At 34.2% G+C, this 16,853-nt stretch carries 11 protein-coding genes and 1 tRNA gene; 4 read left to right on the forward strand and 8 right to left on the reverse strand.

The genetic code is table 11. The features are described 5' to 3' along the window. Nucleotides 1–32: 32 nt before the first annotated feature. Nucleotides 33–3,146: a TAT-variant-translocated molybdopterin oxidoreductase gene (locus ACQ0RB_RS07410; protein WP_430497554.1), complete on the reverse strand. Its 3,114-nt coding sequence runs from the start codon at nucleotides 3,144–3,146 to the stop codon at nucleotides 33–35. A 35-nt stretch (nucleotides 3,147–3,181) separates the two neighbouring features. Further along, entirely contained in the window at nucleotides 3,182–4,477 is a 1,296-nt protein-coding gene (locus tag ACQ0RB_RS07415; protein WP_129760956.1) for a cytochrome c3 family protein, read from the reverse strand. Between the two features lie 310 nt (nucleotides 4,478–4,787). Between ACQ0RB_RS07415 and ACQ0RB_RS07420 the strand changes: the two genes are divergently transcribed. Next, the gene (locus tag ACQ0RB_RS07420) at nucleotides 4,788–5,162 is read left to right on the forward strand and encodes an SPOR domain-containing protein (RefSeq protein ID WP_430497556.1); all 375 of its coding nucleotides are present in this window, start codon (nucleotides 4,788–4,790) and stop codon (nucleotides 5,160–5,162) included. A gap of 71 nt (nucleotides 5,163–5,233) precedes the next feature. Here ACQ0RB_RS07420 and infB read toward each other — a convergent pair whose 3' ends face one another. The 3 genes from infB to rimP are packed head-to-tail and all read right to left on the reverse strand — an operon-like array spanning nucleotide 5,234 to nucleotide 9,712. Beyond that, nucleotides 5,234–7,966, reverse strand: a complete 2,733-nt coding sequence (gene infB, locus ACQ0RB_RS07425) for a translation initiation factor IF-2 (RefSeq protein WP_430497558.1) — start codon at nucleotides 7,964–7,966, stop codon at nucleotides 5,234–5,236. A gap of 30 nt (nucleotides 7,967–7,996) precedes the next feature. After that, complete coding sequence (gene nusA / locus ACQ0RB_RS07430; RefSeq protein WP_129760953.1) at nucleotides 7,997–9,235, reverse strand: transcription termination factor NusA; 1,239 nt, start codon at nucleotides 9,233–9,235, stop codon at nucleotides 7,997–7,999. A gap of 12 nt (nucleotides 9,236–9,247) precedes the next feature. Then, entirely contained in the window at nucleotides 9,248–9,712 is a 465-nt protein-coding gene (gene rimP, locus ACQ0RB_RS07435; RefSeq protein WP_129760952.1) for a ribosome assembly cofactor RimP, read from the reverse strand. Nucleotides 9,713–9,863: 151 nt separating this feature from the next. Here rimP and ACQ0RB_RS07440 point away from each other — a divergent pair, with 151 nt between their 5' ends. Then, on the forward strand, nucleotides 9,864–10,688 hold the full coding sequence (locus ACQ0RB_RS07440; RefSeq protein WP_262733254.1) for a universal stress protein: 825 nt from the start codon (nucleotides 9,864–9,866) through the stop codon (nucleotides 10,686–10,688). A 159-nt stretch (nucleotides 10,689–10,847) separates the two neighbouring features. On the opposite strand, the gene ACQ0RB_RS07445 is transcribed toward ACQ0RB_RS07440, so the two are convergent. Further along, nucleotides 10,848–10,920: transfer RNA gene (locus tag ACQ0RB_RS07445), tRNA-Gln, on the reverse strand. A gap of 150 nt (nucleotides 10,921–11,070) precedes the next feature. Here ACQ0RB_RS07445 and ACQ0RB_RS07450 point away from each other — a divergent pair. Further along, nucleotides 11,071–14,433: a protein O-mannosyl-transferase family gene (locus tag ACQ0RB_RS07450; RefSeq protein WP_430497561.1), complete on the forward strand. Its 3,363-nt coding sequence runs from the start codon at nucleotides 11,071–11,073 to the stop codon at nucleotides 14,431–14,433. 17 nt (nucleotides 14,434–14,450) lie between these two features. Beyond that, nucleotides 14,451–15,092 (forward strand): polysaccharide deacetylase family protein, encoded by a 642-nt coding sequence (locus ACQ0RB_RS07455; RefSeq protein ID WP_430497563.1) that lies wholly within the window; start codon nucleotides 14,451–14,453, stop codon nucleotides 15,090–15,092. Here the strand turns inward: ACQ0RB_RS07455 and ACQ0RB_RS07460 are convergent. After that, nucleotides 15,089–15,385, reverse strand: coding sequence for a thioredoxin family protein (locus ACQ0RB_RS07460; RefSeq protein ID WP_129760948.1), 297 nt, complete (start codon nucleotides 15,383–15,385; stop codon nucleotides 15,089–15,091). The two genes, ACQ0RB_RS07455 and ACQ0RB_RS07460, sit on opposite strands and share 4 nt — an antisense overlap. A 140-nt stretch (nucleotides 15,386–15,525) precedes the next feature. After that, the gene (locus ACQ0RB_RS07465; RefSeq protein WP_134200684.1) at nucleotides 15,526–16,761 is read right to left on the reverse strand and encodes a metallophosphoesterase; all 1,236 of its coding nucleotides are present in this window, start codon (nucleotides 16,759–16,761) and stop codon (nucleotides 15,526–15,528) included. Nucleotides 16,762–16,853: the final 92 nt, after the last annotated feature.

The following is a 16,853-nucleotide window of genomic DNA, read 5'->3' on the forward strand; positions in this document are numbered from 1 at the left end:
TTGTTTATAATTGTTTCTTATTAATTCTTTTGTTAAGCTTCAGTTGTATTTCTAACTTTAGTTTGATATACAACGTTTGGTTTTGTACCAATATGTTCTAGCAAGTGATATGCTCTGTCATCTTCTTTAAGATGAGCTACCTTACTTTCTTTATTGTTAATGTCTCCAAAAATCATTGCTCCACTACTACAAGCAGCTGAACATGCTGTTTGGAACTCATCTTTTCTTACCTCTCTACCATCACGTTTAGCATCAAGAACTGTTTTTTGTGTCATTTGAATACACATAGAACATTTTTCCATAACACCTCTTGAACGTACTACAACATCTGGGTTTAATACCATACGTCCTAAATCGTCGTTCATGTGATAATCAAACTCATCGTTTTGGCTATATAAGAACCAGTTGAAACGACGTACTTTATAAGGACAGTTGTTAGCACAGTATCTTGTACCTACACAACGGTTATAAGCCATATGGTTTTGACCTTGACGACCATGTGATGTTGCTGCCACTGGACAAACTGTTTCACAAGGTGCGTGGTTACAGTGTTGACACATTACTGGTTGGAAAGCTACTTGAGGATTTTCTGATGGGTTTTCCATCTCACCAAACTCACTTAATGAGCTTCCTAAACCAGAGATATTATCTTTCTTTTCATTATCGCCTTCAAAAGAGTCTTCTGAAGAATAATATCTATCAATACGTAACCAGTGCATATCACGACTACGACGAACTTCTTCTTTACCTACTACAGGTACATTATTTTCTGCATGACAAGCAATCACACATGCTCCACAACCTGTACAAGCATTTAAATCGATAGATAAATTGAAGTGATGTCCAATTGAACGATCAAACTCATCCCAAAGGTCAACATCTGGAGAAGTTACTGGAGTTTCCTCATGGTTAAGAGAAACAACAGGTATCTTATTCCAACCGTGTTTGTGGTCTTCTTTATCGTAAGTATTAAATATTTCAAGTGTAGTTTCTTTAATGATGTCTCCACGACCCATTAATGTATTGTGCAACTGAACACATGCAAACTCATGCATTCCTGCAGCAGCAGCTACAGTTACACTTTGAATATTATTAAAATCACTGTATAATTGGTAAGCATTAACTCCTGTTTTCATTTCATCTTTAAGTCCAGCCTTACGACCATACCCAAATGATAAACCTACAGAACCATTAGCTTGTCCTGGTTGAATTAATACAGGAACATTCTTTAAAGTTGTTCCGTTTACAGTAACATCAGCATAACTTCCATCTAAAGCTCCTGTTGCTACATGAACATTTTTAAGTCCAAGTTTATCAGCATCAGCTTTAGAAACAGTTAAATAGTTATCCCAAGACACACGAGAAATAGGATCTGGGAACTCTTGCAACCATGGGTTATTGGCTTGTTGACCATCTCCCATTCCTGTTTTGCTATATAATGTAAGTTCTAGTCCTGAACCAGCTTTTGCAGAAGACGCTAAAGCTCTTGCTGCATTAGTTGAAGGTGCCTCAGCAGTATCTTCTTCTATTGTAGCTTCTTCAACAACATCAATTGACACATTACTTACAAAAACACCATCATGTAACGCTTGGTTAAATGATCCTCCATTAAGTATTGAAGAATTCCAAGTGTCTTTTACATAATCATGATACGATACATCACTTCCAGACCATTTTAATAATGCATCTTGAAATTGTCTTGTATCAAACAAAGGACGAATTGTTGGTTGCATTAATGCATAATGTCCTTTTTTCATTTCTACATCACCCCAAGATTCTAAGTAATGTGGTGCAGCAGCAATATATGTACAGTTAGTTGACGTCTCATCAGCTTTCATAGAAAAAGCGATAGACACTGTAGTATTTTTTAATCCTTCAGCAAAGTCAGCAGCGTTAGGTAATGTATATAATGGATTAACTCCACTCATTATAATTGCTCCAACTTTTCCTGCTTTCATATCACTAACCAAAGTAGATACAGCTTTGTCACTACCTTGTCTAGTTTTTATTGGTGAAGCAGTATTGAATGCTTCACTGTTTAAGTACTCATTAATTTCTAATGCAACGGTTTGTGCATTTATATCGTTAAGTCCAGTTACAACTACAGCTTTTCCTTTAGCGCTTTTAAGCTCAGACGCTGTTTTAGTAACTGCTTGTAAAATATTTTCTGGTAAATCAACAGAAACAGAACCACCAACTACTTCGGCATAAAGCTTAGCCAATACCATTTTTTGTTGTGTTGGAGTTACTGGTACTCTTTTATCAGCATTAGCTCCTGATAGAGACATGTTTGATTCAAACTGAATGTGACGAGACATTTTTCCATGATCTGGAATTCTCTTTTTAGCATATGCAGAATCAAATCCACCACCTTGCCAATCACCTAAAAAGTCTGCTCCTACAGATACAATTGTCATTGCTTTAGAAAAATCGTAATCCGCTAATCCACGTTCCCCATATTTTGCTTGAAAAGCATCTAATGCAGCCGACTCAGAAACAGCATCGTATTGTACATGACGTACATTACCATATTTTGCTTTAAAATCAGCAATCAATCTAGATGTTGAAGGACTAGCAAATGTTTGTGTAAATAACACAATTTCTTTACCAGAATTCATTACATCTGTTAAGGCTTGATTGGTTTCAGCATCAAATTGTTCCCAAGAAATTTCAGCGTCGCCTTTCATTGGTTTTTTAACTCTAAGGCTATCATATAACCCTAAAACCGAAGCATTAACTCTAGCATTAGCACTACCATTGGTAGCTGCCATTGTGTTGTTTTCGATTTTAATTGGACGACCTTCGCGAGTTTTAACTAAAACACTAGCAAAGTCAAATCCGTCAGCAATTGTAGTTGCATAGTAGTTAGCAACACCAGGAATAATTTCCTCTGGTTGCACCACATAAGGGATTGACTTTATCACTGGTCCTTCACAGGCAGCTAATGACGCTGCAGCTGTACTAAAACCAACGTACTTTAAGAAGTCACGACGTGTTGTAGAAGAACTTTCTAATGAGGCTTTATCTCCTAAAAACTCATCAGTTGGAATTTCTTGAACAAACTCGTTCTGTTTTAGCGTCTCAACAACAGAGCTGTTTTGGTCTAGCTCTTCAACACTTTTCCAGTATTTCTTGTTTGATGACATATTATATAATTGAATTACTCTTTATTAATATTAAATTAGTAATGGCATTTACCACATTCCAGTCCACCCATTTGAGCAGCTGTTAATTTTTCAACTCCATATTTCTTAGATAACTGCTCATGAATTTTTTCATAATAGCCATTATCTTGAACTTTAACCTCAGTATCTCTGTGACAGTTAATACACCATCCCATTGTAAGTGGAGCATGTTGATACATGATTTCCATTTCCTCTACAGGACCATGACATGTTTGACATTGAATTCCTGCTACAGACACGTGTTGTGAGTGGTTAAAGTATGCAAAATCAGGTAGGTTGTGAATTCTAACCCACTTTACAGGTTGTGCTTGACCAGTGTATTTTTGATCTGCATCACTCCATCCTGCTGCTGCATATAATTTTTGAATTTCTCCATCATAAAACTCTTTGCTATACTCAGCAGTAGTTTCACCTGTATATTCAACAACTGATTTATGACAGTTCATACAAACGTTTAATGAAGGAATTCCTGAAGTTTTACTCACTCTTGCAGATGAGTGACAGTATTTACAATCGATACCGTTATCTCCTGCGTGTATTTTATGAGAAAAGTGTATTGGTTGTACTGGTTGGTATCCTTGATCAACACCTACCTGCATTAAATAACCATACACAAAATAACCACTAGTCAATAAAAAGAAGATTGCAGTAACCAATACTAAAAATTGATTTTGTACAAACGCTTTCCATAATGGCAATCCTTTTCCTTTTTGAGGAATCTCAATTCCTTTCGCTTCAGCAAATCTATTTAGTGTACGTCTTACCAATACTAAAGCAAAAGCCAACAATGCAAATAACAATGCCAATGCCCAAAGGATTATTTTGTTTGAAGTTCCTTCGCCTGTAGATGTAGAACCACCTCCATCAACAACTTCACCTCCAGTGTTGTCCTTTACTTCTTTTTCTTGAGCTGTATACGCTAAGATATCTGAAATGTCTTGATCAGTTAATTGCGGGAAAGCCGTCATAGGCGTACCACTATATTCATTGAATATTTGGTTACCATAGGCATCGCCAGATTTAACAACTCCAGCACTGTTACGAATCCATGCAGCAATCCACTCTCTATCTAAACCATGGTCATCTGCTAATCTTTGCTCTACATGACGTAACGCAGGACCAGTCATCTTTCGATCTAGGCTATGACAAGAAGCACAATTGGTATTGAAAATAGATTTACCCTTAGCAGGATCACCTTCTTGAGCGTTAAGTGTTGTTGAAAACGTGAGTAAAAGAATAAACCCTAATTGAAGTATATTAGCGGTTAATTTACGGTATATCACCTGTTTCATATTGTTAGTTGAATTATCTTCCAAACTTTGGTATGATTTTTTCATTTAAAAAGAAAAAAATACAGTTATAAAATCTCACGCAAAAATAATACTTAAAGTCCATTTTAGAAATGTTACAGAAGTGTTAATTGGTAATTTATAAAGATTCTAAATAATATTGAAGCTTGCATTTTACTTAATTAAACACAGATATACTTTTGCTGAAATAAATTTTTTAATTTTACCGAATTGAAAAGTTGTTAATACTAAATGGTTTAGTATTTGCGTTTGAAAATTTTAATACTCTTAATAATAGATACGTATGACAAAAATGAACATAAAATCACTACTCGCCTTTTTAATTTTTATTGGATTTTCCTCATTAGGAAATGCTCAAGATGGTGTTGTTACTGTTGAACAAGACAAAGACATTGAAAAGTTATTACAGTTTAAAAAAGATGCTAAAACTGTTGACTTGTATAAAATACAAGTTTATCAAGGAAATCACTCTGGAGCTCAAAAAGCTGAGGCTGATTTTATAAAAACATACAGCGAATGGCCTGTAAGCATGGAGTATGAGACACCAAACTACAAGATTTGGGTAGGAAATTTTAGAAGTAGACTTGAAGCTGACAAGGCTTTACTTAAAATTAAAAAGAACTACAACAATGCTTTTATTTTTAAACCTAAAAGAGATAAAAGCTAAAACGAAAGATTATATCAAACAAAAAAGCGACTTAAATAAGTCGCTTTTTTTATATCTAATTGAAAGAGTAATTACTTCAATTTTTTCTTCACTTCTACTTCTTGGAATGCTTCTAAAACGTCACCCTCTTTAATGTCGTTGTAGTTTTTGATTTGCAATCCACAGTCATATCCTTTAGATACTTCTTTAACGTCATCTTTAAAACGTTTAAGCGATGCTAACTCTCCTGTATAAACAACAACTCCATCTCTAATTAATCTTATTCCTGAGTTTCTATATATTTTACCGTTAGTTACCATACATCCTGCAATAGTACCAATTTTAGACACTTTGAATAGTTCTCTTATCTCTGCAGTACCAGTAATTTCCTCTTTAAGCTCTGGAGATAACATACCTTCCATTGCATCTTTAAGGTCATTAATAGCATCATAGATAATAGAGTACATTCTGATATCGATTTCTTCCTTATCTGCAATTTGACGTGCATTACCCATTGGTCTTACGTTAAATCCGATAATAATTGCATCAGAGGCAGTTGCTAAAAGCACATCACTTTCGGTAATGGCTCCAACACCTTTATGTATGATATTAACTTGAATTTCTTCGGTAGATAATTTCTGGAACGAATCGGTTAAGGCTTCAACAGATCCATCAACATCACCTTTTAAGATTATGTTCAACTCTTGGAAATCTCCAAGTGCAATACGACGTCCAATTTCGTCTAAGGTAATGTGACGTTGTGTTCTTACAGATTGCTCACGTTGTAATTGTGTACGTTTAGCTGCAATTTGTTTAGCTTCACGTTCATCTTCAAATACGTTGAATTTGTCACCTGCTTGTGGTGCTCCATCTAAACCTAAAATAGATACAGGAGTTGATGGTCCTGCAGCAGTAATGTCATTACCACGCTCATCATGCATAGCTTTCACCTTACCACTGTTTCTACCAGCAAGTACATAATCTCCAATTTTAAGTGTTCCGGCTTGCACCAAAATTGTTGACACATAACCTCTACCTTTGTCTAGGAATGCTTCAACAACAGTTCCGTTTGCAGGTTTATTTGGATTTGCTTTTAACTCTAATAATTCAGCTTCTAGCAATACTTTTTCAAGTAATTCATTAACACCTTGTCCTGTTTTTGCAGAGATATCATGCGATTGAATTTTTCCTCCCCAATCTTCAACCAATAAATTCATGTTTGCTAATCCTTCTTTAATCTTATCAGGATTTGCTGTTGGTTTGTCAATTTTATTAATTGCAAATACAATTGGAACACCTGCAGCTTGCGCATGTGCAATTGCTTCTTTGGTTTGAGGCATGATATCATCATCAGCTGCTACAACAATAATTGCCAAGTCAGTTACTTGAGCACCACGAGCACGCATAGCTGTAAAGGCTTCGTGACCAGGAGTATCTAAAAATGCGATTTTTTGTCCGCTTTCTAAAGTAACTCCATAAGCTCCAATGTGCTGTGTGATTCCACCTGACTCACCTGCAATTACGTTTTCTTCACGAATGTAATCTAGTAACGATGTTTTACCATGATCTACGTGACCCATTACAGTTACAATTGGTGCACGAGATTTTAAATCTTCTGGCTTGTCTTCTACCTCTTCAATAGACTCTTCTATATCAGCAGTTACAAACTCAACTTCATAACCAAATTCATCTGCTACAACCGATAGTGTTTCAGCATCTAAACGTTGGTTCATTGTTACCATCATACCTAACGACATACATGCCGAAATAATTTCGGTAACAGAAATATTCATCATAGTAGCAACTTCACTTGCAGTAACAAACTCGGTTACTTTAAGAATTTTACTTTCAGCTGCTTCAGCTTGTAAGTCTTTTTCAGTTTGCTCTCTATGTTGTTCTCTTTTCTCTCTACGGTATTTAGCTCCTTTACCTTTGTTAGATTTACCTTGAAGCTTTTCTAGAGTTTCTCTAATTTGCTTTTGAACTTCTGCTTCGCTTGGTTCTTCTTTAACAACAGCTGGACGTTTTCCTTTACCTTTGAAACCGCCTCTTTGGTTATTGTTTCTGTTAAAGTTATTATCTGATCCTGGTTTACTAATACGACGCCTTTTCTTTTTATTGGTGTCTCTATCAGATGAAGCCGCAGGTTTTTTATCTTCTTTTTTCTTCTTAGGCTTATTGAATTGAGATAAATCGATCTTATCTCCAGCTATTTTAGGTCCTGAAAGTTTTTGGTATTGCGTTTTTAGTTTGTCATCACCAACAGCACCTTCGGTTGGAACTTCTTTAGCTTTAGGAGTTTCCTTTTTAGGTTCAGGTTTTTCGACTTTTGGAGTCTCCTCTACTTTAGGAGTCTCTTTTTTAACCTCGACTTTTTCTACCTTTTCAACCTTGTCTACTTTTTCTACCTTTTCAGTTTTTTCAACTTTAGGAGTTTCCTCTACTTTAGGAGTCTCTTTTTTAGGTTCGGTTTTAGGTTTGTCTAAATCAATTTTACCTACTTGTTTCGGACCGCTTAATTCAGCTTTGGCTTTAACGACTTTTGCTCGTTCTTCTCTTTTCGCCTTTTCTTCAAGCTCGCGCTCACGTTGTTCACGCAACTCTTCTTTTTCCTTAAGCTTTGCTTCACTAACTTCTTGAGACGCTACTTTTTTACTTGCATCTGTTTGAAACTCGTTGGAAAGAATTGCATAAACGTCTTCTGATATTTTTGTATTAGGACTTTTTTCTATCTCCACGTTTTTTGATTCTAGGAAATCAACTGCACGGTCAATAGAAATATTGAGTTCTCTTAATACTTTATTTAATCTAATTGTTTGCGCCATAAATTGCTTGTAATATAACTTAAATATATGTTATTCTTCAAATTCTTCCTTAAGAATTCTGATAACATCAATTATTGTTTCTTCTTCTAAATCTGTTCTCTTCACAAGGTCTTCAATATCTTGCTCTAGAATACTTTTAGCTGTATCAAGACCTGCTTTATTGAATTCTTCAATAATCCATCCTTCGATTTCATCAGAGAATTCAGTTAATTCTACATCTTCATCTTCTTCAGTTCCTTCTCTAAACACGTCAATTTCATAACCTGTTAATTGTCCTGCTAAACGTATGTTATGACCTCCTCTACCAATAGCTTTACTTACTTCTTCTGGTTTTAAAAGTACTTCAGCACGTTTTGCTTCTTCATCAATTTTTATTGATGTTACTCTTGCTGGACTTAATGCTCTTGTAATGTATAATTGTAAGTTGTTGGTAAAGTTGATTACATCAATGTTTTCGTTACCCAATTCTCTTACTATACTGTGTATTCTAGATCCTTTCATACCTACACATGCTCCAACTGGATCTATTCTATCATCATAAGAATCTACAGCTACTTTTGCTTTTTCACCTGGAATTCTTACTACATTTTTTATGGTGATTAATCCATCAAAAACCTCTGGTATTTCTTGTTCAAATAACTTCTCTAAGAAAACAGGAGCTGTTCTTGACATGATAATTGCTGGCTTATTTCCTTTAAGCTCAACACTTTCAATAATTCCTCTTACATTTTCTCCTTTTCTAAAGAAGTCAGAAGGAATTTGTTTGTCTTTTGGTAAAATAATTTCGTTACCCTCATCGTCTAGCAAAATAATTGCTCTGTGACGAATGTGGTGTACTTCGGCTGTATAAATTTCACCTTCTAAATCTTTAAATTGCTTATAGATATTAGTATTGTCGTGTTCGTGTATTTTTGAAATTAAATTTTGTCTTAATGCTAAGATAGATCGTCTTCCTAAATCTATAAGTTTAACTTCTTCTGCTACATCTTCTCCTACTTCAAAATCTGGTTCTATTTTACGTGCTTCACTTAATTCAATCTCTTGGTTTGGTTCTTCTACTTCTCCATCTGCTACAACAATTCTATTTCTCCATATCTCTAAATCTCCTTTATCTGGGTTTATAATGATATCAAAGTTATCGTCATCTCCATACTTCTTTTTTAATGCATTTCTTAACACATCTTCTAAAATCGCCATTAACGTTACACGATCTATTAACTTATCGTCTTTAAATTCTGAAAAAGAATCAATTAACGCAACATTTTCCATATCTATTATGAATTAAAATTTTATTATAACTTTTGCCTCTAAAATATCATCGTATTTTATCTTGGCTTCTTTTTTAACAGTAACTTTTCCTTTACCTACTGGCTTAGGTTCTCTTGCTTTCCACTCTAGCATTATCCCTTCTTCATCTTGATTAACAAGTGTTGCTTCAAATTTTTCGCTAGCTTTTGTCTTTACACCTAAAACTCTACCTATATTTTTTTTGTATTGTCTTATATGGCTTAATGGTGTTGTAGCACCAGACGACATTACTTCTAAAGAAAAATCCTGATCTTCTCTGTCTAGATTATGCTCAATTGCACGACTTACAAATATGCAATCTTCAACAAGTACTCCGTTGTCGCCATCAATAATAATCTTAATGGCATTGTTGTCTAACACCTCAAAATCAATTAAGAACAAATCTTGTCGTTCTTCTAAGGCTTTATCAAGTAATTCTTTTACGGTATCTCTAAACATTTTTAGTATAAAAAGAGGGGACTTCCCGTCCCCTCGTATTTTCTTTTTCCTTACAACGCTGCAAATATACAACAAATTAATTGATTTCTGCAAATAGGGTAAAGTCGATTTTTATTATTAAATTTATGTAATAACATTCAACGTCATCAATATGAAAAAAATTCTTGTACCAACCGACTTTTCTAAAGAAGCAGAAAACGCATTAAAAGTTGCTGCTCAATTAGCCAAAAAAGAGAATAGTGAAATCTACCTACTTCACATGTTAGAACTTCCATTACAGGAAGTTGATGCCATGAGTTCTCATAGCGCATTACCCGAAGCAATGTTCTTCATGAAATTAGCGCATCAAAAATTTGAAAACCTTATGGCTAGTGATTATTTAGAAGGGATTACTGTACACGAAACTGTAAAATCTGATACCAATTTTGGCAACATCATTGACAAGTGTCATGAGTTAAACATAGACCTAATTGTTATGGGCTCACATGGTGCTAGTGGTTTTAAAGAAATGTTTGTTGGTTCAAATGCTGAAAAGGTTGTAAGAACGTCTGATATTCCTGTATTGGTGATTAAAAACGAGCACACTAGCTTTAATGTTAAAAACTTTGTGTTTGCTTCTGATTTTAAAAACGACAACAAAGAAACCTATAAGCAAGCAACCGATTTTGCCAGTGCATTTGGTTCAAAAATACATTTACTCATGGTAAATACCGCAAACACGTTTACAACTACATCAAAAGCTAAAGAACGAATATTAGATTTTATAAAAGATTATGAATTTGACAATTACACGCTAAACATATACAACGACACCACTGTGGAAAGCGGCATTTTAAACTTCTCTAAAGATATTGACGCAGACCTAATAGGAATAAGCACTCATGGAAGACAAGGAATTGCTCATTTTTTTAACGGCAGTATAAGTGAAGACCTTGTGAATCATGCCAAAAGACCTGTGATTACGTTTAAGATATAATCTCAAAACCCTAAAACAAAAAAGTCTTCCGCAATTGGAAGACTTTTTTTGTTGGCCTACTAGGGCTCACTTCGTCTTCGCTCAGTATAAACTTCTCGCCCAAACTTTAATAAAAAAGAAATCCCTATTCAATAAAGAATAAGGATTTAAAATCATTTGTTGGCCTACTAGGGCTCGAACCTAGACTCTTCTGGACCAAAACCAGACGTGTTGCCAGTTACACCATAGGCCATCATTTCAAATGAGGATGCAAATTTATAACAAAGTTTCATTTGCACAAAAAAAAATCAAGAAAATAATTTAAAAACCTTAACGTTTACTTAAAAACCTTAGTGTTTATCATATTTATTATTAAATTCGCCCGCAACAATACTTAACACATATGACACATTTCAACTTCAAGAAATGGAATACCATTTTAGGATGGTTTGCTTTTACCGTAGCCCTTATTACATATGCGCTAACCATAGAACCAACAGTTAGCTTTTGGGATGCTGGAGAGTATATTTTAACTTCTTCTAAACTACAAGTTGGACATCCTCCTGGGGCACCATTTTTTCAAATGATGGGTGCATTTTTCTCAATGTTTGCTCTTGAACCTTCTCAAGTTGGTATGATGTTAAATATGATGAGTGCTGTAGCAAGTGCTTTTACAATCTTGTTTATGTTTTGGACCATAAGCCTACTTTTAAGGAAACTAGCAGTTGCTTCACTACCTAAAAAAGAGGCTATCAATGATGAATATGATACTACTTTATTATCTAAACAACAAAACGTTGCCATCTTAGGAAGTGCTCTTGTAGGGAGTTTAGCTTTTACTTTTACCGATTCTTTTTGGTTTAATGCTGTTGAAACAGAAGTATATGCAATGGCTGCCTTAATTATGTCTATTATGTTTTGGTTAGGGTTACGTTGGGAACAAGACATGAATACTCCTAGAGGTAACAGATGGTTAATTTTAATAGCTTTTGTTATAGGTATGTCTTTTGGTGTTCACTTTATGGGATTATTGACCATACCTGCTATTGGACTTATCTATTACTTTAAAAACTACAAAGAAATAACGGTTAAAAACTTCATTATTGCCAATGTAGTAGCAGTAGCTATATTACTTTTTGTGTTTAAACTATTAGCTCCAAACATTATGAGAGCGTTTAGTGCTTCGGAATTGTTTTTTGTAAATAGCATAGGATTACCTTTTAACTCAGGTTCAATTATTGCTGGTATTGTTTTAATTGCTATTATTTATTTCGGATTAAAATATACTCGTCAAAAAAACTACAAGCATTTAAACACAGGAATTCTTTGTTTAACGTTTATCATTATTGGTTTTTCTTCATGGTTGATGCTACCAATTAGAGCCAATGCGCAAGTTGTTATTAACGAAAACAACCCTTCTAGTGCCAGAGAACTTTTAGCATATTATAACTTAGAGCAATACCCAGAAACTCATTTGTTCTATGGACCATTGTTTACAGAGCAATACACTGGTTATGATGCCAATCAACCTTTTATTGATGATAAACCTAAATACGAAAAAGACGAAAAGTCTGGAAAGTATATTGTTGTAAACGATTGGAAAAACGCCAAACAAAACTACAATTCTGAGCAAGCTTCTATTTTACCAAGAATGTGGAGTACAGAGCATGCCGAAAACTATATGATGTTTACTGGCCTACTAGATTTTAAAATCAAGCCAGAATATCAAATGGAAAACCAAGTAAGAGCTTTGGTTAATGATTTTAGACAACAAGTTGCTGAAGGTAGAATTGATTATGAAGATTACCATTTATTCCTTAAAAGATACGGTCAAGAATTTTTAGACATTGAAAAACCGTCATTACTTCAAAATGTTGGATACATGTTAGAGTACCAATTAGGTTATATGTATTGGCGTTATTTTATGTGGAACTTTGTAGGAAGGCAAGACGATATTCAAGGAAAATATGACGATTTACACGGTAACTGGATAAGTGGCATTGATTTTATTGACGAAATGCATTTAGGCATGTCGCAAAAAAACTTACCAAGCGATGTAGAAAACAATAAAGCACGAAACACCTACTATTTCTTACCGCTTATCTTAGGGCTTATAGGGTTTTTATTTTTACTCAGTAAAGACAAAAAACTGTTTTGGACTATGCTAGTTTTCTTTTTGTTTACAGGTTTAGCAATTCAATTCTATACAAATATTCGACCTTTTGAGCCTAGAGAAAGAGACTATTCGGTTGTTGGTTCGTTTTATGTGTTTGCCATTTGGATTGGTTTTGGAGTGTACTCTATTTTTGAAGGCTTAAAAAAGTATTCGTCTTCAAAATTCTTAGCGCCATCAATAACCCTTGTGTGTTTAATTCTTGTACCAGGAATTCTTGCGGCAAACAATTGGGATGACCATGACAGGTCTGATAGAGAAACAGCCCATGCAATGGCTATTAAGTATTTACAATCTTGTGCGCCAAATGCCATTTTATTTACTATTGGTGATAATGATACATTCCCGCTTTGGTACGCTCAAGAAATTGAAGGAATACGAACTGACGTAAGAGTTGTAAATACAAGTTTATTCCAAACCGATTGGTATATCGATCAAATGAAACGAAAAGCGTATGAGAGTGACCCAATTCCTTCTCAACTAACGCATGACCAATATAAGTTTGGAACAAGAGACTATATCATGAGAAGAGAAATTACCAAAGACACGCTTATGATAAAAGACTTTATGAACTTTGTAAGTAGTGACGATCCTAGATACAAGCTAAAATATATTCTTCAACGAGAAGGTGAAGACCTTAGCTACTACCCAAGTAATTTATTAAACTCTAACTATTTTCCAACATCTCACATTAGAGTTCCTGTTGACAAGGCTTCTGTTTTAGAACATGGTATCGTAAAACCTAAAGATGCTGATAAAATACTACCTTATTTAGACGTTGAAATAAAAGGAGGTGCTTTATATAAAAACAGATTGCTAATGCTAGATATAGTAGCTAACAACAATTGGGAACGTCCAATTTATTTTACTGGAGGCGCATTTGGTGACGATGATTATATCTGGATGAAAGACTACCTGCAACTAGACGGTTTATGCTACAAACTTGTGCCAATAAAAACACCTGTTGACAGAGCAAACCCATTTGATATGGGACGTGTAGATAGCGAATTAATGTACGAAAAAGTTATGGCTTGGGATTGGGGAAATAGTGGTAACGAAAACGTATACCATGATACCGAATCTAGAAAGAATGGGATAACTTACAGAGGCAATCTTGCGCGTTTGGTGGAGCAACTAATTAATGAAGAGGAGTACGATAAAGCTGAAAAAGTAGCTGATTTAGCTATGGAAAAAATGCCTGTTGATATTTTTGGGTATTACACACTTTTAGAACCATACATTAGTGCTTACTACGAAGTAGACAAAGTTGAAAAAGGTAGAGACCTATTTAAAAAGGTAAGTAAAAAATACCAGGAAAGTTTAACCTATTACAGTGGATTATCTATTGAAAATCAAACACGTTATCTTGACGAAATTGTTACTGATATTGAACGCTACCGTGCTTTAGTAGATATATTAGTGATTTATAAAGATGGTGATTTTGCTTTAGAAGAAACTGAAAGGTTTAACAATTATCTTAAGCTTTTCAATCACTTTGCTGGAGACGAACCAGAAGATGATGAGCAGCCTTTAATGGATGACTTAGATATTATATCAAACGACTCGGTTGATAGTCTTTTTAATATGGAATAAATTGTTAGGGTTTTCGTATGAAAATAACTCCTACTAAAACACCTTTGGTGGTAAAGAAGATGTTTCCAAATTACATTTGGGACATTCCCACTGAACAAAAAACAATTTATCTCACTTTTGATGATGGTCCAACACCTGAAATAACACACTGGACTCTAAACACATTAAAACAATACAATGCAAAAGCGACGTTCTTTTGTATTGGTAGTAATATTGAAAAGCATCCAGATATTTTTCAGGATATAATCAATGAAGATCATAGCATTGGTAACCATACCTACAACCATTTAAAAGGCTGGAAAACCCAAAAACAAGAATATATAGACGATATTTTAAAAACCCAATCTTTAATAGAACATCAACAAACATCTAAGTTATTTCGTCCTCCTTATGGAAAAATAAAACCCAAGCAAGCTAAGGAGTTAATTCAAATGGGTTATAAAATTATAATGTGGGATGTATTGTCTTTTGATTGGGATGCTACAATATCTAATGCAGCTTGTTTAGAAAATGTAATCTCCAAAACAAAAAAAGGGAGCATTATTGTTTTTCATGATAGCCTCAAAGCTGCTTCAAATCTGCAATATGCTTTACCTAAAGTTTTAGAACACTATAGCAATCTTGGATTTTCTTTTAAGAATATAGTTATACCTGATTAGATATACTCTTGAATAATACCTATTAAAGTATTAGCGTCTTGCTCACCACTGTGACGCCATTTCATTTCACCACCTTTGTAGATAATTAGTGTTGGTAAACCTTTAACCCTTAAAGCTTCAGCAAGCTCTTTATTTTTATCAACGTCAATTTTAATGACCTTTGCCTTATCACCAAGAGCAGCAGCAACGTCTCTTAATACAGCATGCATTGCCTTGGATTGCTCATTCCATTCTGTAAAAAAGTCTAACAGAACAGGAATGTTAACATCTATTAATTCCCCAAATTTTGACATACTTTAAAGTTTTTAGTCAAATGTTGTTATTAAACCTAGATGATTTTAGGTATGATTTAACTAAAATCATCTAGTAGATTCACTCTTACTTATTTATAAAAATAAGCAATTTTAAGAGTAAATATAACATTTCCTTACAATTAAGCGTTTTTTGTTCCTTTTTTGAGCTCTATAACGGTTACTTCTGGCCATATACCAACTCGTCCTGGAAACGCATGATAACCAAAACCTCTATTAACATTTATATATCTTCCAAACTCTTCGTATAAACCTGCCCATTGTTTATAAACATACTGAGAAGGACTCCATTTGAAAATCCCTGGAATTTCAATTCCCATCTGCAATCCATGAGTGTGACCACTAAGCGTAAGTTGATAATTAAAATCGTCTTTCTTTACCATGTACTCCCAATGAGATGGATCGTGAGATAGCAATATTTTAAAATCGTCTTTATTTATTCCTTCGGAAGCTTTAACCAAATCACCTGATTGATTAAACCCTTTTCCCCAGTTTTCAACACCTACAATAGCAATTTTCTGACCGTCTTTTTCTATGTAACGGTTCTCATTCAGTAATAATTCAAATCCTATTTTTGGATGAATGTCTTTTACCGCTTTAAAATTGTTAATCTTATCTTCATTTGTTAACCAATCAACATAGTCGCCATAATCATGATTTCCTAATACTGAAAACTTACCCATTGGTGCATCTAGCTGCTTAAAAACATCAACCCAAGTATCCATTTCATCAGCCTTATTGTTTACAATATCACCAGTAAAAAGAATGATGTCTGATTTTTGTTCGTTAATTAAATCAACACCATACTGTATTTTGTTCTTATTGGTAAAACTCCCTGAATGTATATCGGAAATTTGTGTAATGGTTAAACCATCAAAAGCCTCAGGTAAATCTTCAAAAGACAATTGATATTTTAAAACCTTGTAATTATACCTTCCTTGGATAATTCCGTATAAAAATGAAGCAAATGGAATAGCTGCTAACCCTAAAGCCAACTTAGAAACAAAAACACGTCTACCAACAAAAGATTGCGTTTCTCCACTTGAAAATACTGAAACAAGTTTTAGAATAACTCGTACAATATCTTCGCCAAACATCATTATAATTAATATTGCTTTTGGGATAAGAATTGTAAGCATAAAGCCAACTGCATACTGAAATTGCATGGTTTGCCCTAAACTTCTTGGAGTAGAAAACATTACATATATTAAGTTGGCATAAACTAATGCAGAAACACCTAGCCAACTCCATTTAACAACACGACTTTTAGTAACCGTTTTTAAGGCTTGAAAAGCATAAATTTCAGCTACCAAAATAATAGCTGAAAGTATCACAAGCCTAATAATCCATCTCGACATAAACTAAATTTAATCAAAGATAACCGAATTTAAAATCTTTTATCTTCAATCATTTTATATTTAACTATATGTTAAGATTTAGTATCTTTTGC

Origin of the sequence: Gaetbulibacter sp. PBL-D1 (assembly GCF_050509525.1) — a bacterium.
GTDB lineage: Bacteria > Bacteroidota > Bacteroidia > Flavobacteriales > Flavobacteriaceae > Gaetbulibacter_B > Gaetbulibacter_B jejuensis.